Raw genomic sequence first — 16,192 nt, forward strand, 5'->3', positions numbered from 1 at the left:
ATGCCAGACCTGTGACCAAGTTCAAGACCCGCCCCTCGGTACAAGGCTCGCGCAGCAGCGCGCAGATCGCCGCACTCTTCATCGTGCTGATCCTGTCGATCATTCTGCTGTTCGCCAACTTCGCCTACCTCAATACCCAGGCCAACTACGACAAGCAGTACATCGGCCATGCCGGCGAGCTGCGCGTGCTGTCCCAGCGTATCGCCAAGAACGCCACCGAGGCCGCTGCCGGCAAGGCCGTGGCGTTCAAGCTGCTCAACGATGCGCGCAACGATTTCGAACAGCGCTGGGGTTACCTGAAAAAAGGCGACCCGGCCACCGGCCTGCCGTCGGCCCCGGTGGCGGTACGCGGCGAGATGGATGCGGTGCAACGCGACTGGGAGAGCCTGCGCAAGAGCACCGACGCGATCCTGGCCAGCGAGCAGACCGTGCTGTCGCTGCACCAGGTGGCCGCGACCCTGGCCGAGACCGTGCCGCAGTTGCAGGTCGAGTACGAAAAGGTGGTGGAGATCCTGCTGCAAAGTGGCGCCCCCGCCAGCCAGGTGGCAGTGGCCCAGCGCCAGTCGCTGCTGGCCGAGCGCATCCTGGGCTCGGTCAACACCGTGCTGGCCGGCGACGACACCGCGGTGCAGGCCGCCGATGCCTTCGGCCGCGATGCCAGCCGCTTCGGCCAGGTGCTCGACGGCATGCTCGGCGGCGCGCCCTCGATCCAGGTCACCCGCGTCCAGGACCCGGATGCCCGTGCGCGCCTGGCCGAGATCGCCGAGCTGTTCCAGTTTGTCGCAGGCTCCGTCGACGAGATTCTTGAAACCTCGCCCGAGCTGTTTCGCGTGCGCGAAGCGGCCGGCAGCATCTTCAGCCTGTCGCAGACATTGCTCGACGAAGCCTCGCACCTGGCCAACGGCTTCGAGAACCTGGCCTCCGGGCGCACCCTGGATACCGTCGGCGGCTACGTGCTGGGCCTGCTGGCGCTGGCCTCGATCATCCTGATCGGGCTGGTGATGGTGCGCGAAACCAATCGCCAGCTCAGCGAAACCGCCGAAACCAACGAACGCAACCAGCAGGCGATCATGCGCCTGCTCAACGAGATCCAGGAACTGGCCGACGGCAACCTGACCGTCACCGCCTCGGTCACCGAGGACTTCACCGGGGCCATCGCCGACTCCATCAACTATTCCATCGACCAGTTGCGCGACCTGGTGGCGACCATCAACCTCAGCGCCGAGGAAGTCGCCAGCGCGGTGCAGGAGACCCAGACCACCGCACACCTGCTGGCCAAGGCCTCCGAGCACCAGGCCCAGCAGATCACCGATGCGTCGATTGCGGTGGGCGACATGGCCGAGTCGATCGACCGGGTGTCGGGGCACGCCTACGAGTCGGCCAAGGTGGCCGAGCGCTCGGTGGCCATTGCCAACAAGGGCAACGAGGTGGTGCACAACACCATCAACGGCATGGACAACATCCGCGAGCAGATCCAGGACACTGCCAAGCGCATCAAGCGCCTGGGCGAGTCGTCCCAGGAAATCGGCGACATCGTCAGCCTGATCGACGACATTGCCGACCAGACCAACATCCTCGCCCTCAACGCGGCGATCCAGGCGTCGATGGCCGGCGAGGCCGGGCGCGGCTTTGCGGTGGTGGCCGACGAGGTGCAGCGCCTGGCCGAGCGCTCATCCTCGGCCACGCGCCAGATCGAGGCGCTGGTGCGCGCGATCCAGGCCGACACCAACGAGGCGGTCATCTCCATGGAGCAGACCACCGCCGAAGTGGTGCGCGGGGCGCGTCTGGCGCAGGATGCCGGGGTGGCGCTGGCCGAGATCGAGGGTGTATCGCAGACCCTGGCCGAACTGATCCACAGCATTTCCGATGCCGCGCAGTTGCAGACCTCGTCGGCCGGGCAGATCTCCCACACCATGGCGGTGATCCAGCAGATCACCTCGCAGACCTCGTCCGGCTCGACCGCCACCGCCGAGAGCATCGGCAACCTGGCGCGCATGGCCAGCGAGATGCGCCGTTCGGTGTCGGGTTTCACCTTGCCGCCAACCACGGAGCCGCGCTGACCGGCGCGTGGGACTTTATGGCTACTAAAGTGCGTATCGCCGAGCGCCACGACAAGGTGGCCCTGGCCTGGGTCAAGGGCCCCATCGACGACTGCCTGGCCCAGGCCCGCCAGGCGTTGGAGCAGTTTGCCGGCGACGCTGGCGACAGCCAGGTGCTGGAGCGTTTCGACGCGCCGCTGCGCCAGGTGCGCGGCTGCCTGCAGATGCTCGAGCTGGAAGGTGCGGCCTTGCTGACCCGTGAAATGCAGCAGCTGGCCCAGGCCTTGGGCGAAGGCCGCGTGGCCTCTCGCGGTGACGCGCTGGGCGCGTTGTTCAGGGCGCTGGAGCAGTTGCCGCAGTACCTGCAACGCCTGCGCGGCGCCCGGCACGAGCTGCCGTTGCTGGTGTTGCCACTGCTCAACCCGTTGCGTGCCGCGCGTGGCGCGCCGGCGCTGGCCCAGGCCAGCCTGCCGGGCGAGCAGACCGTCGCCGAGCCCGCTGCGGGGCTGGACCTGAGCCTCGGCGCGCTGCGTGACCCGCTCGAGGCGGTGCCGGGGCGCGATGCGATGCGTTCGGTGGTGCTGGCAGTGCGCGAAGACCTGGTGCGCATCAAGGAGCAACTGGACCTGTTCGTGCGCAGCGACCGCCAGCAGGTCGAGGCGCTGGCCCCGCTGCTGGCGCCGTTGCGCCAGATCGCCGATACCCTGGCGGTGCTCGGCTTCGGCCAGCCGCGCCGGGTGATCATCGACCAGGTGGCGGTGCTTCAGGCCCTGGCCCAGGGCCAGCGGGTGCCCGAGGATGCGCTGCTGATGGATGTTGCCGGGGCGCTGCTGTATGTCGAGGCGACCCTGGGCGGCATGGTGGGCTCGATCGAGTCGGTCAGCCAGGCCAGCGTACCCGGCACCGACCTGGACGACATTCGCCGACTGGTGCTGGACGAGGCCCACGGCGTGCTGCTGCAGGCCAAGGACCTGATCGCCGATTGCCTGGAGGCCGGCTGGGATCGCCTGCGCCTGCAACCGCTACCGGGGCTGTTCACGCAGATCCGCGGGGCGCTGGCGATGCTCATGCTGCCCCGGGCGGCGGCGCTGGTACGGCGCTGCCATGATTACCTCGAGACCCACCTGCTGTACGCCGAGCGGCTGCCGGACAACGCCGCGCTGGATCACCTGGCCGATGCCCTGTGCAGCCTGGAGCTGTACCTGCAATGGCGCGCCATCGACCCCCAGGCCGACCTGGACGAATGGCTCGAGCGCACCCAGCTGGCCCTGGCCGCACTGGGGTTCCCGAGCCTGCCGCCGGCCCCGTCGGCACCCGCGCCTGCGCCCGAGATGCACGAGGCACCGCTGGACGACGAGCTGCGCGAGGTGTTCCTGGAGGAAGCCGAGGAGGTGCTGCAGCAGTTGCAACAGCACTGGGCGATATGGCGGGGCAACCCGGCGGCACGTGACGCGCTGGTGGAAATGCGCCGCGCCTTCCACACCCTCAAGGGCAGCGGCCGCATGGTGCGCGCCCAGGTGCTGGCCGAGCTTGCCTGGGCCGCCGAGCACCTGCTCAACCGCATGCTCGAAGGCCGCGTCGAAGCCAGCGGCGATGTGCTGGCCGGGCTCGAGCAGAGCATTGCGCTGCTGACGCCGTTGCTGGACGAATTCGCCCAGGCCCAGGCTCTGCCCCATGCCGAGGTCGAGCGCCTGGCCACGCGCCTGCATGCGCTGGCGATGAACGACCCGCTGGGCGTCACAGCCCCGGAGCCGGCCTTCGACCCGCGCCTGCTGGAGATCTTCCGCAACGAGGCGCAGACCCACCTGGCCAGTGTCGACGAGTTTCTGCAGGCCGCCGAGGCGCAGTTGCCGGTGCCAGTCAGCGACAGCCTGCAACGGGCGCTGCATACCCTCAAGGGCAGCGCCGCGATGGCCGGGGTGGTGCCGATCGCCGAGCTGGCCAGCGCACTGGACCTGCTGGCCCGCGAATTCAAGGCCCACCAGCTGGGCCTGGACCTTGACGAGCTGTACCTGCTGCAGATGGCCGAACCGCTGCTGCGCCGCGGTCTGGCACAGCTCGACAGCACCCCGCTGGCACCCATCGGCGGTGCCCGGACCCTCATCGAACAGATCGACCAGGTGGTTGCTGCGCGCCTGCAGGCACTGCGCGATGCGCCGAGCCAGGGCCTGCGGGTCAAGCGCGACCCGCAACTGATCGCCAGCTTCCTGGCCCAGGGCATGGACATCCTGCTGGACGCCGAAACCCTGTTGCAACGCTGGCAGGAGCACCCCGGCGAGCGCCAGGAGCTGACTGCGCTGCTGGATGAACTGACCACCCTGGGGCAGAGCGCGCACCTGGCCGACCTGTGGCAGGTGGACGAACTGTGCGAGGCGCTGCTGGACCTGTACGGCGCGGTGGAGGAGAGCAGCCTGGCGGTCAGCGAGCGCTTCTTCGGCGAGGCGCAACGGGCCCATGAAGCCCTGATCGACATGCTCGACCAGATTGCCGCCGGCCAGGAAGTGGACCCGCAACCGCAACGCCTGCACGCATTGCGCGAGCTGCTCGAGCAAGGCCTGGCGCCGGATGCCATGGGCCTGGTGCGCAGCCAGGGCGAGCAGCCCGGACAGATCGCCGAACTGGGCGATGCCACCCGCGCGCTGCAACGCCAGGCGCACGACAGCGAGGTGGTCGAGCTGTTTCTGGAAGAGGCCCGCGACATCCTCGAAGGGGCCGACCAGGCCCTGGCGCGCTGGGCCGGCGACCCCGACAACGGCTCGGCGCTGTCGTCGCTGCAGCGCGACCTGCAGACCCTCAAGGGTGGCGCACAGCTGGCGCAGGTGGGGGCGGTCGAGGTGCTGGCCCAGGAGCTGGAGTTGCTCTACGAAGGCCTGGTCGATCGCCGTTACCAGCCCGGCAACCTGTTGCCGGGCCTGCTGCGTGAAAGCCATGCGTTGCTCGGGCGTCTGCTCGAGCAGGTGCAGCAGGGACAGGCAACGGAGCTGGTGGTGGAACAGCTGGCAGCCCTGCGCGAGTTCCGTCACACCGCACCGGCGCCCGAGCCCCAAGGCAAGCCGGCGGAGCCCCAGCGTCACGAGGGCGACAAGGAACTGCTGGAGATCTTTCTCGAGGAAGGCTTCGACATCGCCGAAAGTGCCGGTGCCGCGCTGCTGCGCTGGCAGGCCGACCCGCGCAACGGGGTGGAGGTGGAGAACCTGCTGCGCGACCTGCACACCCTCAAGGGCGGTGCGCGCATGGTCGAGATCGCGCCCATCGGCGACCTGGCCCATGAACTCGAATTCCTCTATGAACACCTGGCGGCCGGGCAGTTGCAACCCAGCCCGGCGCTGTTCAGCCTGCTGCAGAACTGCCATGACCGCCTGGCGCACATGCTCGATGCGGTGCGCCTGCACCAGCCGCTGCACGCCGCCACGGCGCTGATCGACTACATCCGCAATTTCAGCAGTGCTGCCCTGAGCGACACCGCCGCCGCAACGCCCGGCGCCGAGGTGGCCCCGGTGGAAGTGGCGGCGCCGAGCCCGGAGCGTGCCCCGGCCGACATGGTCAAGGTGACGGCCGAGCTGCTCGACGACCTGGGCAACCTGGCGGGCGAGAACTCGATCATTCGCGGGCGCATCGAACAGCAGGTGAACGATGCACAGGTGGCCCTGGGCGAGATGGAAACCACGCTCGAGCGCATGCGCGACCAGCTGCGCCGGCTCGATACCGAGACCCAGGGGCGCATCCTCAGCCGCCAGCAGAGCGAAGGCGAGGCGCTGGGCTATGACGACTTCGACCCGTTGGAAATGGACCGTCATTCACAGTTGCAGCAGCTGTCGCGGGCCCTGTTCGAGTCGGCCTCCGATCTGCTGGACCTGAAGGAAACCCTGGCCGTGCGTGCCCATGACGCCTACAGCCTGCTGCAACAGCAGGCGCGGGTGAACAGCGAGTTGCAGGAAGGCCTGACGCGCACCCGCATGGTGCCGTTCGAGCGCCTGGTGCCGCGCCTGCAGCGGGTGGTGCGCCAGGTTGCCAGCGAGCTGGGCAAGCAGGTCGAGCTGGTGGTGGGCAATGCCGAGGGCGAGCTGGACCGCAGCGTGCTCGAACGCATGGTGGCGCCGCTGGAACACATGCTGCGCAACGCCGTCGACCACGGCATGGAAAACCGTGCGGCGCGCCTGGCGGCGGGTAAGCCGGAGCAGGGCACCATCGCCCTCAACCTGCTGCACGAAGGCGCCGATATCGTCATCGAAATGACCGACGATGGCGCCGGCGTGCCGCTGGAGGCGGTGCGGCAAAAGGCGATCAAGCGCGGCCTGCTGGACCCTGCCACCGAACTGAGCGACCACGAGGTGATGCAGTTCATCCTGCGGCCCGGGTTCTCCACTGCCGAGAAGATCACCCAGATTTCCGGGCGTGGCCTGGGCATGGACGTGGTGCACGAAGAGGTCAAGCAACTGGGCGGCTCGATGGTGATCAACTCGGTGCCGGGCAAGGGTGCGCGTTTTCTGATTCGCCTGCCGTTCACCGTGTCGGTCAATCGCGCACTGATGGTGAACTACGGCGAAGAACAGTACGCGGTGCCGCTGAACACCATCGAGGGCGTGGTCCGTGTACCGCCGGCCGAGCTCGAGGCCTGCTACCAGCTGGACCCGCCGTGCTACCGCTACGCCGGCCACCGCTATGAACTGCGCTACCTCGGCGAACTGCTGCAGGGCGAGGTGCAGCCGCGCCTGCTGGGGCAGAGCCTGCCGCTGCCGGTACTGCTGGTGCAGGCCCACGACCAGCAGTTCGCCGTGCAGGTGGACAGCCTGGCGGCCAGCCGTGAAATCGTGGTCAAGAGCCTTGGCCCGCAGTTTGCCGCAGTGCACGGGCTGGCCGGGGCGACCCTGCTGGGCGATGGCCGCGTGGTACTGATTCTCGACCTGCTGGCGCAACTGCGTGCGCTGCACCTGCAGTTGTCCAAGGTGGCCCAGGGCGCCGCACGCCTGCGCCTGGAGCACCCTGGCAATGCCGCCGCACGTCCGTTGCTGGTGCTGGTGGTGGACGATTCGGTCACGGTGCGCAAGGTGACCGGGCGCCTGCTGGAGCGCCATGGCATGAACGTGCTGACGGCCAAGGATGGGGTCGATGCCATGAGTGTGCTGGCCGAACACCGTCCCGACATCCTGCTGCTGGACATCGAGATGCCACGCATGGACGGCTTCGAGGTGGCCACCCAGGTGCGCCAGGACCCGCACCTGAAGGACCTGCCGATCATCATGATCACCTCGCGCACCGGCCAGAAGCACCGCGACCGGGCCATGGCCATTGGCGTCAACGACTACCTGGGCAAGCCCTACCAGGAGTCGGTGCTGCTGCAGAGCATTGCCCGCTGGAGTACCCCGCATGCTTGAACAGACCCCTCGCAACAATCGGCGCAACACCCTCACCGGGCTGTTGCTGCCGTTGAGCGACCGCAGCCTGGTGCTGCCCAACGTGGCGGTGGCCGAGCTGATCGGCTACCAGCCGTGCACGCCCTTGCCGCATCAGCCGGCCTGGTTGCTGGGCTGGATCGACTGGCGCAGCCAGCGCCTGCCGCTGCTGAGCTTCGAGGCGGCCTGCGGTGGCCAGACCCAGGTTGGCGAGCGCGCGCGCATCGTGGTGCTCAATGCCCTGGGCGATACGCCGCGGCGTTTCTTCGCCCTGCTGGTGCAGGGCATACCGCGCACGTGCAAGCTCGACAGCCAGCTCAACTACGTCGATGTGCCCCTGGCGCCGCTGGAGCTGGCGGCGGTGCAGGTGGGCGAGCAGGTGGCGCGGGTACCGGACCTGCCCGGGCTGGAACAGCTGTTGCAGACGGCCGGGGCCTAGTACCAACCGCGTAATGCACTTGATGCCGGGCTTGTGTAGGGTAGGGGAGCGAATCATTCTACGGAGGGCATCAATGCATGTACCACGGTGAACGTTTCAATGCCTGGACCCACCTGGTGGGCGCGGTTCTGGCCTGCATCGGCGCGATCTGGCTGCTGGTGGTGGCCGGGATGCAGGGCGACCCCTGGAAGATCGTCAGCCTGGCCATCTACGGCTTCACGCTGATGCTGCTGTACAGCACTTCGACCCTTTATCACAGCGTGCGCGGGCGGGCGAAGGTGATCATGCGCAAGCTCGATCACCTGTCGATCTACCTGCTGATTGCCGGCAGCTATACCCCGTTCTGCCTGGTGAGCCTGCGCGGTCCGTGGGGCTGGAGCCTGTTCGGGGTGGTGTGGGGGCTGGCGGTTATCGGCATGCTGCAGGAGATCAAGCCGCGCTCCGAGGCGCGCGTGCTGTCCATCGTGATCTACGCACTGATGGGCTGGATCGTGCTGGTGGCGGTCAAACCGCTGCTGGCCAGCCTGGGTACGGCGGGGTTCGCCTGGCTGGCGGCGGGGGGCGCGCTGTACACCATCGGCATCATCTTCTTTGCCTATGACAGCCGCTTCCGCCATTGGCATGGCATCTGGCACCTGTTCGTGATTGCCGGCAGCCTGCTGCACTTTATCGCGATATTTTTCTACGTGCTTTAGGGCCCCTTCGCCGGCAAGGCCGGCTCCTGCAGTAGGAGCCGGCCTTGCCGGCGAACGCCGCGACGCGGTCTAGAAGTCGCCCCACAGCTGCTGCGCCACTGCCAGCGCCACCACTGGCGCGGTTTCGGTACGCAGCACCCGCGGGCCCAGGCGCGCGGCATGGAACCCCGCCGCCTTGGCCTGCTCCACTTCTACCTCCGACAAGCCGCCCTCCGGCCCGATCAGAAACGCCAGGCTCGCGGGCCTGGCATGGCTGGTCAAGGGTTCGGCCACCGGGTGCAGCACCAGTTTCAGCGCTTCGTCTCGCGCCTTGAGCCAGTCTGCCAGCAGCACCGGCGAATGGATCGTCGGCACTGTCGAGCGCCCGCATTGTTCGCAGGCACTGATCGCCACCTGGCGCCAGTGGGCCAGGCGCTTGTCGGCACGTTCGTCCTTCAGACGCACCTCGCAGCGTTCGCTGACGATCGGGGTGATCACGCTGGCGCCCAGTTCGGTGGCCTTCTGGATCGCCCAGTCCATGCGCTCGCCACGGGACAGGCCCTGGCCCAGGTGCACGTGCAGGGGGGATTCGGCCTGGCCGGGGAGGGCCTGGGCGAGCGTGACGCGCACGCTCTTCTTGCCGACCTCGAGCAGTTCGCCCAGGTATTCCTGGCCGCTGCCGTCGAACAGTTGCACCGCATCGCCCGGCGCCATGCGCAGCACGCGGCCGATGTAGTGGGCCTGGGCCTCGGGCAGGTAGTGCTCGCCCAGGCTCAGGGGGGCGTCGATGAAGAAGCGGGACAGTCTCATGGTTCTGCTCTGAATAAGATGGAGGCAGTTCGGGCGCCATCGCGGGTAAAGCCTGCTCCTGCAGGGTTACAGGTGATCCCTGTTGGAGCTGGGACCCGCGATGCTGTTTAGCCCGGATCGCGGAAATCAGGATGGAAATCGGCCGGCACCGCCACGCTCACGCTGCTGCGCGTGGCGATATCGATGCCCTCGCTGGCCACCTCGGCCAGGAAGTCGATCTGTTCGGGGGTGATCACGTACGGCGGCAGGAAGTACACCACGCTGCCCAGCGGGCGCAGCAGCGCACCACGGGTCAGGGCATGCTCGAACACCTTCAGGCCGCGCCGCTCCTGCCACGGGTAGGCGGTCTTGCTGGCCTTGTCCTGCACCATCTCGATGGCCAGGGCCATGCCGGTCTGGCGCACTTCGGCCACATGCGGGTGGTCGACCAGGTGCGCGGTGGCCGTGGCCATGCGTGTGGCCAGGGCCTTGTTGGCCTCGATCACGTTGTCCTGCTCGAAGATGTCCAGGGTCGCCAGCGCCGCAGCACAGGCCAGCGGGTTGCCGGTATAGCTGTGCGAGTGCAGGAACGCGCGCAGGGTCGGGTAATCGTCGTAGAACGCGCTGTACACCTCGTCGGTGGTCAGGCACGCGGCCAGCGGCAGGTAGCCGCCGGTGAGGGCCTTGGACAGGCACAGGAAGTCGGGGCGGATGCCGGCCTGCTCGCAGGCGAACATCGTGCCGGTGCGCCCGAAGCCTACGGCGATCTCGTCGTGGATCAGGTGCACGCCGTAGCGGTCGCACGCCTCGCGCAGCAGCCTGAGGTACACCGGGTGGTACATGCGCATGCCGCCGGCGCCCTGGATCAGCGGTTCGACGATCACGGCGGCGATGCTCTGGTGGTGCTCGGCCAGGGTCTGTTCCATGGCGGCGAACATCGTGCGCGAATGGTCTTCCCAGCTCACGCCCTCGGGGCGCAGGTAGCAGTCGGGGCTGGGCACCTTGAGGGTGTCGAGCAGCAGTGCCTTGTAGGTCTCGGTGAACAGCGGCACGTCGCCCACCGACATCGCCGCGATGGTCTCGCCGTGGTAGCTGTTGCTGAGGGTGACGAAGCGCTTCTTGTCCGGCTGGCCCTTGTTGAGCCAGTAATGGAAGCTCATCTTCAGCGCCACTTCGATGCACGAGGAGCCATTGTCGGCGTAGAAGCAGCGGTTCAGGCCCTCGGGGGTGAGCTTGACCAGGCGCTCGGACAGCTCGATCACCGGCTGGTGGCTGAAGCCTGCGAGGATCACGTGTTCGAGCTGGTCGACCTGGTCCTTGATGCGCTGGTTGATCTTCGGGTTGGCGTGGCCGAACACGTTGACCCACCAGGAACTCACCGCGTCGAGGTAGCGCTTGCCTTCGAAGTCTTCGAGCCATACGCCTTCGCCACGCTTGATCGGGATCAGCGGCAGGTGCTCGTGGTCTTTCATCTGGGTGCAGGGATGCCACAGGACCTTGAGGTCACGTTCCATCCACTGTTGATTCAGGCCCATGGGCTCTCTCCTGGCGACGCGGGTTCGGGTAACCGCGCAAGCCTATGCAAAGCGCCGGGGCAGGACAACCCATAAGGCGCAAACGGTGCGGGCATTAGTGGCAGGCCCGGGCGGCCTGACGTATCCTTCACCGACGTTTTTCCCGGGGGGTTCACCCCGCATTTTCCGCCTTTGATCCGGAGTTCGCCGAATGTCTGCTGGTTGGCTGCGCGCCTGCGCGCTGGTAATGATAGGGCTGTTCAGCGCGGGCGCCCTCGCGGCTGCCAAGCAGCCGACGGCCATCGTGGTCGGTGGCGGCCTGGCAGGCCTCACCGCCGCCTACGAACTGCAAAACAAGGGCTGGCAGGTGACCCTGCTGGAAGCCAAGCCGGGCATGGGCGGGCGTTCGGGCCTGGCCACCAGCGAGTGGATCGGCAACAGCAAGGCCCAGCCGACCCTCAACCGCTACCTCGACACCTTCAAGCTGGCCACCCTGCCGGCGCCGGAGTTCGTGCGTGTACCGAGCTACCTGATCGATGGCGAGTACTTCAGCGCCGCAGACCTGGCCACCAAGCAGCCGGCCACCGCCGAGGCACTCAAGCGCTACGAGAAGACCCTCGACGACTTGGCGCGCTCGATCAGCGACCCTGAAAACCCGGCGGCCAACAGCACCCTGTTCGCCCTCGACCAGCTCAACGTTTCCGGCTGGCTGGACAAGCTGCAACTGCCACCGACCGCGCGCCAGTTGGTCAACCAGCAGATTCGTACCCGCTATGACGAGCCTTCGCGCCTGTCGTTGCTGTATTTCGCGCAGCAGACCCGCGTGTACCGCGATGTGAGCGATCGCGACCTGCGCGCCGCCCGTCTGCCCGGCGGCAGCCCGGTGCTGGCGCAGGCTTTCGTCAAGCAACTGAAGACCATCAAGACCAGCGCACCGGTCAGCGCGATCATCCAGGACAAGGACGGCGTCACGGTCAAGGTCGGCGCGGTGGGCTACAGCGCCGACTACGTGGTGCTGGCGGTACCGTTGCGCGCCCTGGCCAAGATCCAGATGACCCCGGGCCTGGACAACCAGCACCTGGCGGCGCTCAAGGGCACCAACTACGGCTGGCGCGACCAGCTGCTGCTCAAGTTCAAGACCCCGGTCTGGGAAAGCCGTGCGCGCATGTCGGGCGAAATCTACAGCAACACCGGCCTGGGCATGCTGTGGATCGAACCGGCGCTCAAGGGTGGCGCCAACGTGGTGATCAACCTGTCCGGTGACAACGCGCGCCTGCTGCAGGCGTTCGGCGACAAGCAGATGGTCGACCAGGTGCTGATTCGCCTGCATGCGTTCTACCCGCAGGCGCGTGGCGCGTTCACCGGTTATGAAGTGCGTCGCTACAGCACCGATGCCGGCACGGGCGGTGCGTACCTCGCCTACGGGCCGGGGCAGATCAGCAAGTTCTGGCGCCTGTGGGAGCGTCCGGTGCAGCGCGTGGCGTTTGCCGGCGAACACACCGATGCGCTGTACCCCGGCACCCTGGAAGGCGCTCTGCGCAGCGGCCAGCGCGCGGCGGGCCAGGTGGTGGACATGTCCAATGGCAAGTCGTTCGACCCGGCCAAGCTGGCGCCGGTGGCGGCTGGGGCCGCAGCGGCAGCGGTGGCGGCCAAGGACAGCAAGCCTGGCTTCTTCTCGCGGTTGTTCGGTGGCGGTGACAAGCCGGTAGACAAAGCGCCGGCCAAGCCGGTTGATGCGGCGCCAGCTCCTGCGCCAGCCCCAGCCCCAGCCCCAGCCGCTGCACCTGCGCCGGCGCCAACGCCCGCTGCGGCTGCGCCAGTAGCCAAGAAGGCCCCGGCGAAAGCTGCGCCAGCCAAGAAGCCTGCGGCCAAGGCCCAGCCGGTCAAAAAGCCTGCGGCCAAGCCGGTGGCGAAGAAGCCGGCGGCGGCTACCCAAGCCAAGACGCAGTAATGCAGTGACCGCATCGCGGGTCAAGCCCGCTCCCACAGGATCGCCGAAGACCCTGTGGGGGCGGGCTTGACCCGCGATGCGCGTCCAGCAGCACCAGAATTCCTTCCTGCCGAGTTAATGTTTCCTTAACCTGTTCGTCTCACACTAAAGATCATGTTTCTCGATCGTTCAAAGCGAAATTTTCCGCTTTAATTCGATAGATAACCGGTTAGTCTTGGGCACAGTTCTTACAGGGAAACACGGCAATGCAACTGCGTAATTCTCCTTCTCGCTATGGCGTGGTCAGTATCGTCCTGCACTGGGGCGTGGCCCTGGCGGTCTTCGGCCTGTTCGGCCTGGGGCTTTGGATGGTCGGCCTGGACTACTACAGTGCGTGGCGCAAAACGGCACCCGACCTGCACAAGAGTATCGGCCTGACCCTGCTGGCGATCATGCTCGGTCGCGTGCTGTGGCGCTTCATCAGCCCGCCACCACCGGCCCCGGCCAACCATGGCCCGCTAACCCGCTTCGCCGCCAAGGCCGGCCACGGCCTGCTGTACGTGGGCCTGTTCGGGGTGATGATCACCGGCTACCTGATCTCCACCGCAGACGGCGTGGGCATCCCGGTGTTCGGCCTGTTCGAGGTGCCGGCACTGGTCAGCGACCTGCCCAACCAGGCGGATGTCGCCGGGGAAATCCACTTCTACCTGGCCTGGGGGTTGGTGATCTTCGCCGGCCTGCATGGCCTGGCCGCCCTCAAGCACCACTTTATCGACCGTGACGCGACCCTCACCCGCATGCTGGGCCGCAAAGCTTGATGTTCAACCTCAACTCCAAAGGAATAGAAGTAATGTTGAAAAAGACTTTTGCCGCTCTGGCGCTCGGTACCGCCCTGTTCACCGCTGGCCAGGCCATGGCTGCCGACTACAAGATCGACAAGGAAGGCCAGCACGCCTTCATCGACTGGAAAGTCAGCCACCTGGGCTACAGCTTCATCCACGGCACCTTCAAGGACTGGGACGGTACCTTCAGCTGGGATTCCGCCAAGCCGCAGGACAGCAAGATCTCGGTAGACGTGAAGACCGCCAGCCTGTGGTCCAACCACGCCGAGCGTGACAAGCACATCGCCAGCAAGGACTTCCTGGACGTTTCGAAATTCGCCGACGCCAAGTTCGTCTCCACCGCCGTCAAGCCCACTGGCGACAAGACTGCCGACGTGACCGGCGACCTGACCTTCCACGGCGTGACCAAGCCAGTGACCTTCAAGGCCACCTTCAACGGTGAAGGCAAGGACCCATGGGGCGGCGAGCGCGCCGGTTTCAACGCCACCACCACGCTGGATCTGAAAGACTTCGGCATCAAGCTGCCTGGCGACGTGGCACAGACCGCCCAGCTGGACATCTCGCTGGAAGGCGTCAAGCAGAAGTAATTGCCTGGCCTGTAAACAAGAACGCCGCCCCTAGGGGCGGCGTTTTTGTGTGCGCAGTGGCGGGATCAGCGGTTGCGCGTCAGCAGCGCAGGCTTCTCGCCACGTGGGCGGCTTGGCAGCTGCTCGAGCTGTTCGGCGGTCGGGAACCGGTCGATCTTGGATTCCTTGTGCACGATCTTGGGCTGCGACTGGCCGTCACGCGGGTTGCGCACTGCCGGTTCCTGCGACGACTGATCGTCACGGGCCGGGCGACGGTTGCGGTTGTTGCTGCCGTCGCGGCGCGCCTGGCCATCGCGACCACCGCCACCGCTGCGTGCACCACCGCGCTTCTCGCCATTGCTGCCGGCGCCACCGCTACGTGCACCACCACCGGTGTTGCTGCGTGGCTGGCCACCGCGGGGTGCGCCGGTGCCGGTACCGGCGGCTGCCGGTGCGCCCGGGCGACGGTTGCGGCCCTGGCCGCCCTTGTTCTGGTACGGGCTGACGTAGTCGGCACGGTTGCCGAAGTTGTCCACTTCGTCGTCCAGGAAGGCTTCAGGGTCACGGTCGGCCGGGATTTTCGGAACTACTGCTGCCTGACCCGAGGGTGCCTGGCGGGTTTTGCTGTTGTCACGGGGCTTGCGCTCTTGGCGCCCGCCGGCGGCCTTCTCAGTGGCTCTGTCGCCTGCGGGCTTATCCTTTTCCTGGCCTTTGTCCTTGCCCTTGTCCTTGCGCCCGCCGGCATTGCTGCCGTCGGCACGCTGGCCACGGCCACCGCGCGGGTTCATCTGCGGACGTTCACGGGCTTCGGGTTTTTCGGCTTCGACCGTCGAGGCATCGAAGCCCATCAGGTCGCCGTCCTGGATTTTCTGGCGGGTGACGCGCTCGATGCTCTTGAGCAGCTTCTCTTCGTCCGGCGCCACCAGCGAGATGGCCTCGCCGGAACGGCCCGCACGGCCGGTACGGCCGATACGGTGCACGTAGTCTTCCTCGACGTTGGGCAGCTCGAAGTTGACCACGTGGGGCAACTGGTCGATGTCCAGGCCGCGGGCGGCGATGTCGGTGGCGACCATGATGCGCACGGTGCCGGCCTTGAAGTCGGCCAGGGCCTTGGTGCGCGCATTCTGGCTCTTGTTGCCGTGAATCGCCGCGGCAGTCAGGCCGTGCTTCTCGAGGTACTCGGCCAGGCGGTTGGCGCCGTGCTTGGTACGTGTGAAGACCAGCACCTGCTCCCAGGCACCCTGGGTGATCAGGTGGGCCAGCAGGGCACGCTTGTGGCTGGCGGGCAGACGGTACACACGCTGCTCGATACGCTCGACCGTGGTATTGGGCGGCGTGACCTCGATGCGCTCGGGGTTGTGCAGCAGCTTGTCGGCCAGGTTGGTGATGTCTTTTGAGAAGGTCGCCGAGAACAGCAGGTTCTGGCGCTTGGCAGGCAAGCGTGCGAGGACCTTCTTCACGTCATGGATGAAGCCCATGTCGAGCATGCGGTCGGCTTCGTCGAGCACCAGGATCTCAACGTGGCTCAGGTCGACGCTGCCCTGGCCGGCGAGGTCCAGCAGACGGCCGGGGCAGGCCACCAGCACGTCGACGCCGCGGGACATGGCCTGCACCTGCGGGTTCATGCCGACACCGCCGAAGATGCAGGCGCTGACGAACTTGAGGTCGCGGGCGTAGATCTTGAAGCTGTCGTGGACCTGGGCGGCGAGTTCGCGGGTGGGGGTCAGCACCAGTACCCGCGGCTGGCGTGGGCCATGGCGCTGGGACTTGTCGGGGTGGCCACCTGGAAACAGGCGTTCGAGAATCGGCAGTGCAAAGCCACCGGTTTTACCAGTACCTGTCTGCGCCGCGACCATCAGGTCGCGACCTTGCAACACGGCGGGAATGGCCCGCTGTTGCACCGGCGTAGGCTGGGTATAGCCCGCTGCCTCGATAGCGCGGACTAGAGCCTCGGAGAGACCGAGGGAAGCAAAGGACATGAGTAATCCTGTTCTAGTGGGGGCTAA

10 protein-coding genes are annotated in these 16,192 nt (G+C 67.0%); 7 read left to right on the forward strand and 3 right to left on the reverse strand.

Going from position 1 to position 16,192, the window contains the following annotated elements:
- Positions 1-11: 11 nt before the first annotated feature.
- The 4 genes from NP552_RS08025 to trhA all read left to right on the forward strand — a co-directional run bounded on the left by NP552_RS08025 (position 12) and on the right by trhA (position 8,566).
- A complete protein-coding gene (locus tag NP552_RS08025; RefSeq protein ID WP_043862138.1) occupies positions 12-2,060 on the forward strand; it encodes a methyl-accepting chemotaxis protein in 2,049 nt (682 codons plus the stop codon).
- A gap of 17 nt (positions 2,061-2,077) precedes the next feature.
- Entirely contained in the window at positions 2,078-7,414 is a 5,337-nt protein-coding gene (locus NP552_RS08030; protein ID WP_443201031.1) for an Hpt domain-containing protein, read from the forward strand.
- Entirely contained in the window at positions 7,407-7,871 is a 465-nt protein-coding gene (locus tag NP552_RS08035; RefSeq protein ID WP_043862137.1) for a chemotaxis protein CheW, read from the forward strand. Before NP552_RS08030 ends, NP552_RS08035 begins: the two co-directional genes overlap by 8 nt.
- A gap of 77 nt (positions 7,872-7,948) precedes the next feature.
- Positions 7,949-8,566 carry a PAQR family membrane homeostasis protein TrhA gene (gene trhA / locus NP552_RS08040; RefSeq protein ID WP_043862136.1) on the forward strand — a complete coding sequence of 206 codons (618 nt, stop codon included), beginning with the start codon at positions 7,949-7,951 and terminating at the stop codon, positions 8,564-8,566.
- Between the two features lie 69 nt (positions 8,567-8,635).
- Here the strand turns inward: trhA and NP552_RS08045 are convergent, their stop codons facing one another.
- Together NP552_RS08045 and NP552_RS08050 are read right to left on the reverse strand one after the other, a co-directional pair.
- Complete coding sequence (locus NP552_RS08045) at positions 8,636-9,355, reverse strand: 16S rRNA (uracil(1498)-N(3))-methyltransferase (RefSeq protein ID WP_274096622.1); 720 nt, start codon at positions 9,353-9,355, stop codon at positions 8,636-8,638.
- 107 nt (positions 9,356-9,462) lie between these two features.
- Positions 9,463-10,869, reverse strand: a complete 1,407-nt coding sequence (locus tag NP552_RS08050) for an adenosylmethionine--8-amino-7-oxononanoate transaminase (RefSeq protein WP_058541630.1) — start codon at positions 10,867-10,869, stop codon at positions 9,463-9,465.
- A 190-nt stretch (positions 10,870-11,059) separates the two neighbouring features.
- Here NP552_RS08050 and NP552_RS08055 point away from each other — a divergent pair, with 190 nt between their 5' ends.
- From NP552_RS08055 to NP552_RS08065, 3 genes are all read left to right on the forward strand, one after another.
- Positions 11,060-12,799: a flavin monoamine oxidase family protein gene (locus NP552_RS08055; RefSeq protein ID WP_274096623.1), complete on the forward strand. Its 1,740-nt coding sequence runs from the start codon at positions 11,060-11,062 to the stop codon at positions 12,797-12,799.
- A gap of 245 nt (positions 12,800-13,044) precedes the next feature.
- Positions 13,045-13,596 carry a cytochrome b gene (locus tag NP552_RS08060; protein WP_043863618.1) on the forward strand — a complete coding sequence of 184 codons (552 nt, stop codon included), beginning with the start codon at positions 13,045-13,047 and terminating at the stop codon, positions 13,594-13,596.
- A 32-nt stretch (positions 13,597-13,628) separates the two neighbouring features.
- A complete protein-coding gene (locus NP552_RS08065; RefSeq protein WP_043863617.1) occupies positions 13,629-14,207 on the forward strand; it encodes a YceI family protein in 579 nt (192 codons plus the stop codon).
- Between the two features lie 65 nt (positions 14,208-14,272).
- On the opposite strand, the gene NP552_RS08070 is transcribed toward NP552_RS08065, so the two are convergent.
- Positions 14,273-16,165, reverse strand: coding sequence for a DEAD/DEAH box helicase (locus NP552_RS08070; protein WP_043863616.1), 1,893 nt, complete (start codon positions 16,163-16,165; stop codon positions 14,273-14,275).
- Positions 16,166-16,192: the final 27 nt, after the last annotated feature.

This window comes from Pseudomonas sp. 8209 (genome assembly GCF_028682105.1).
Classification (GTDB): Bacteria; Pseudomonadota; Gammaproteobacteria; order Pseudomonadales; family Pseudomonadaceae; genus Aquipseudomonas; species Aquipseudomonas palmensis.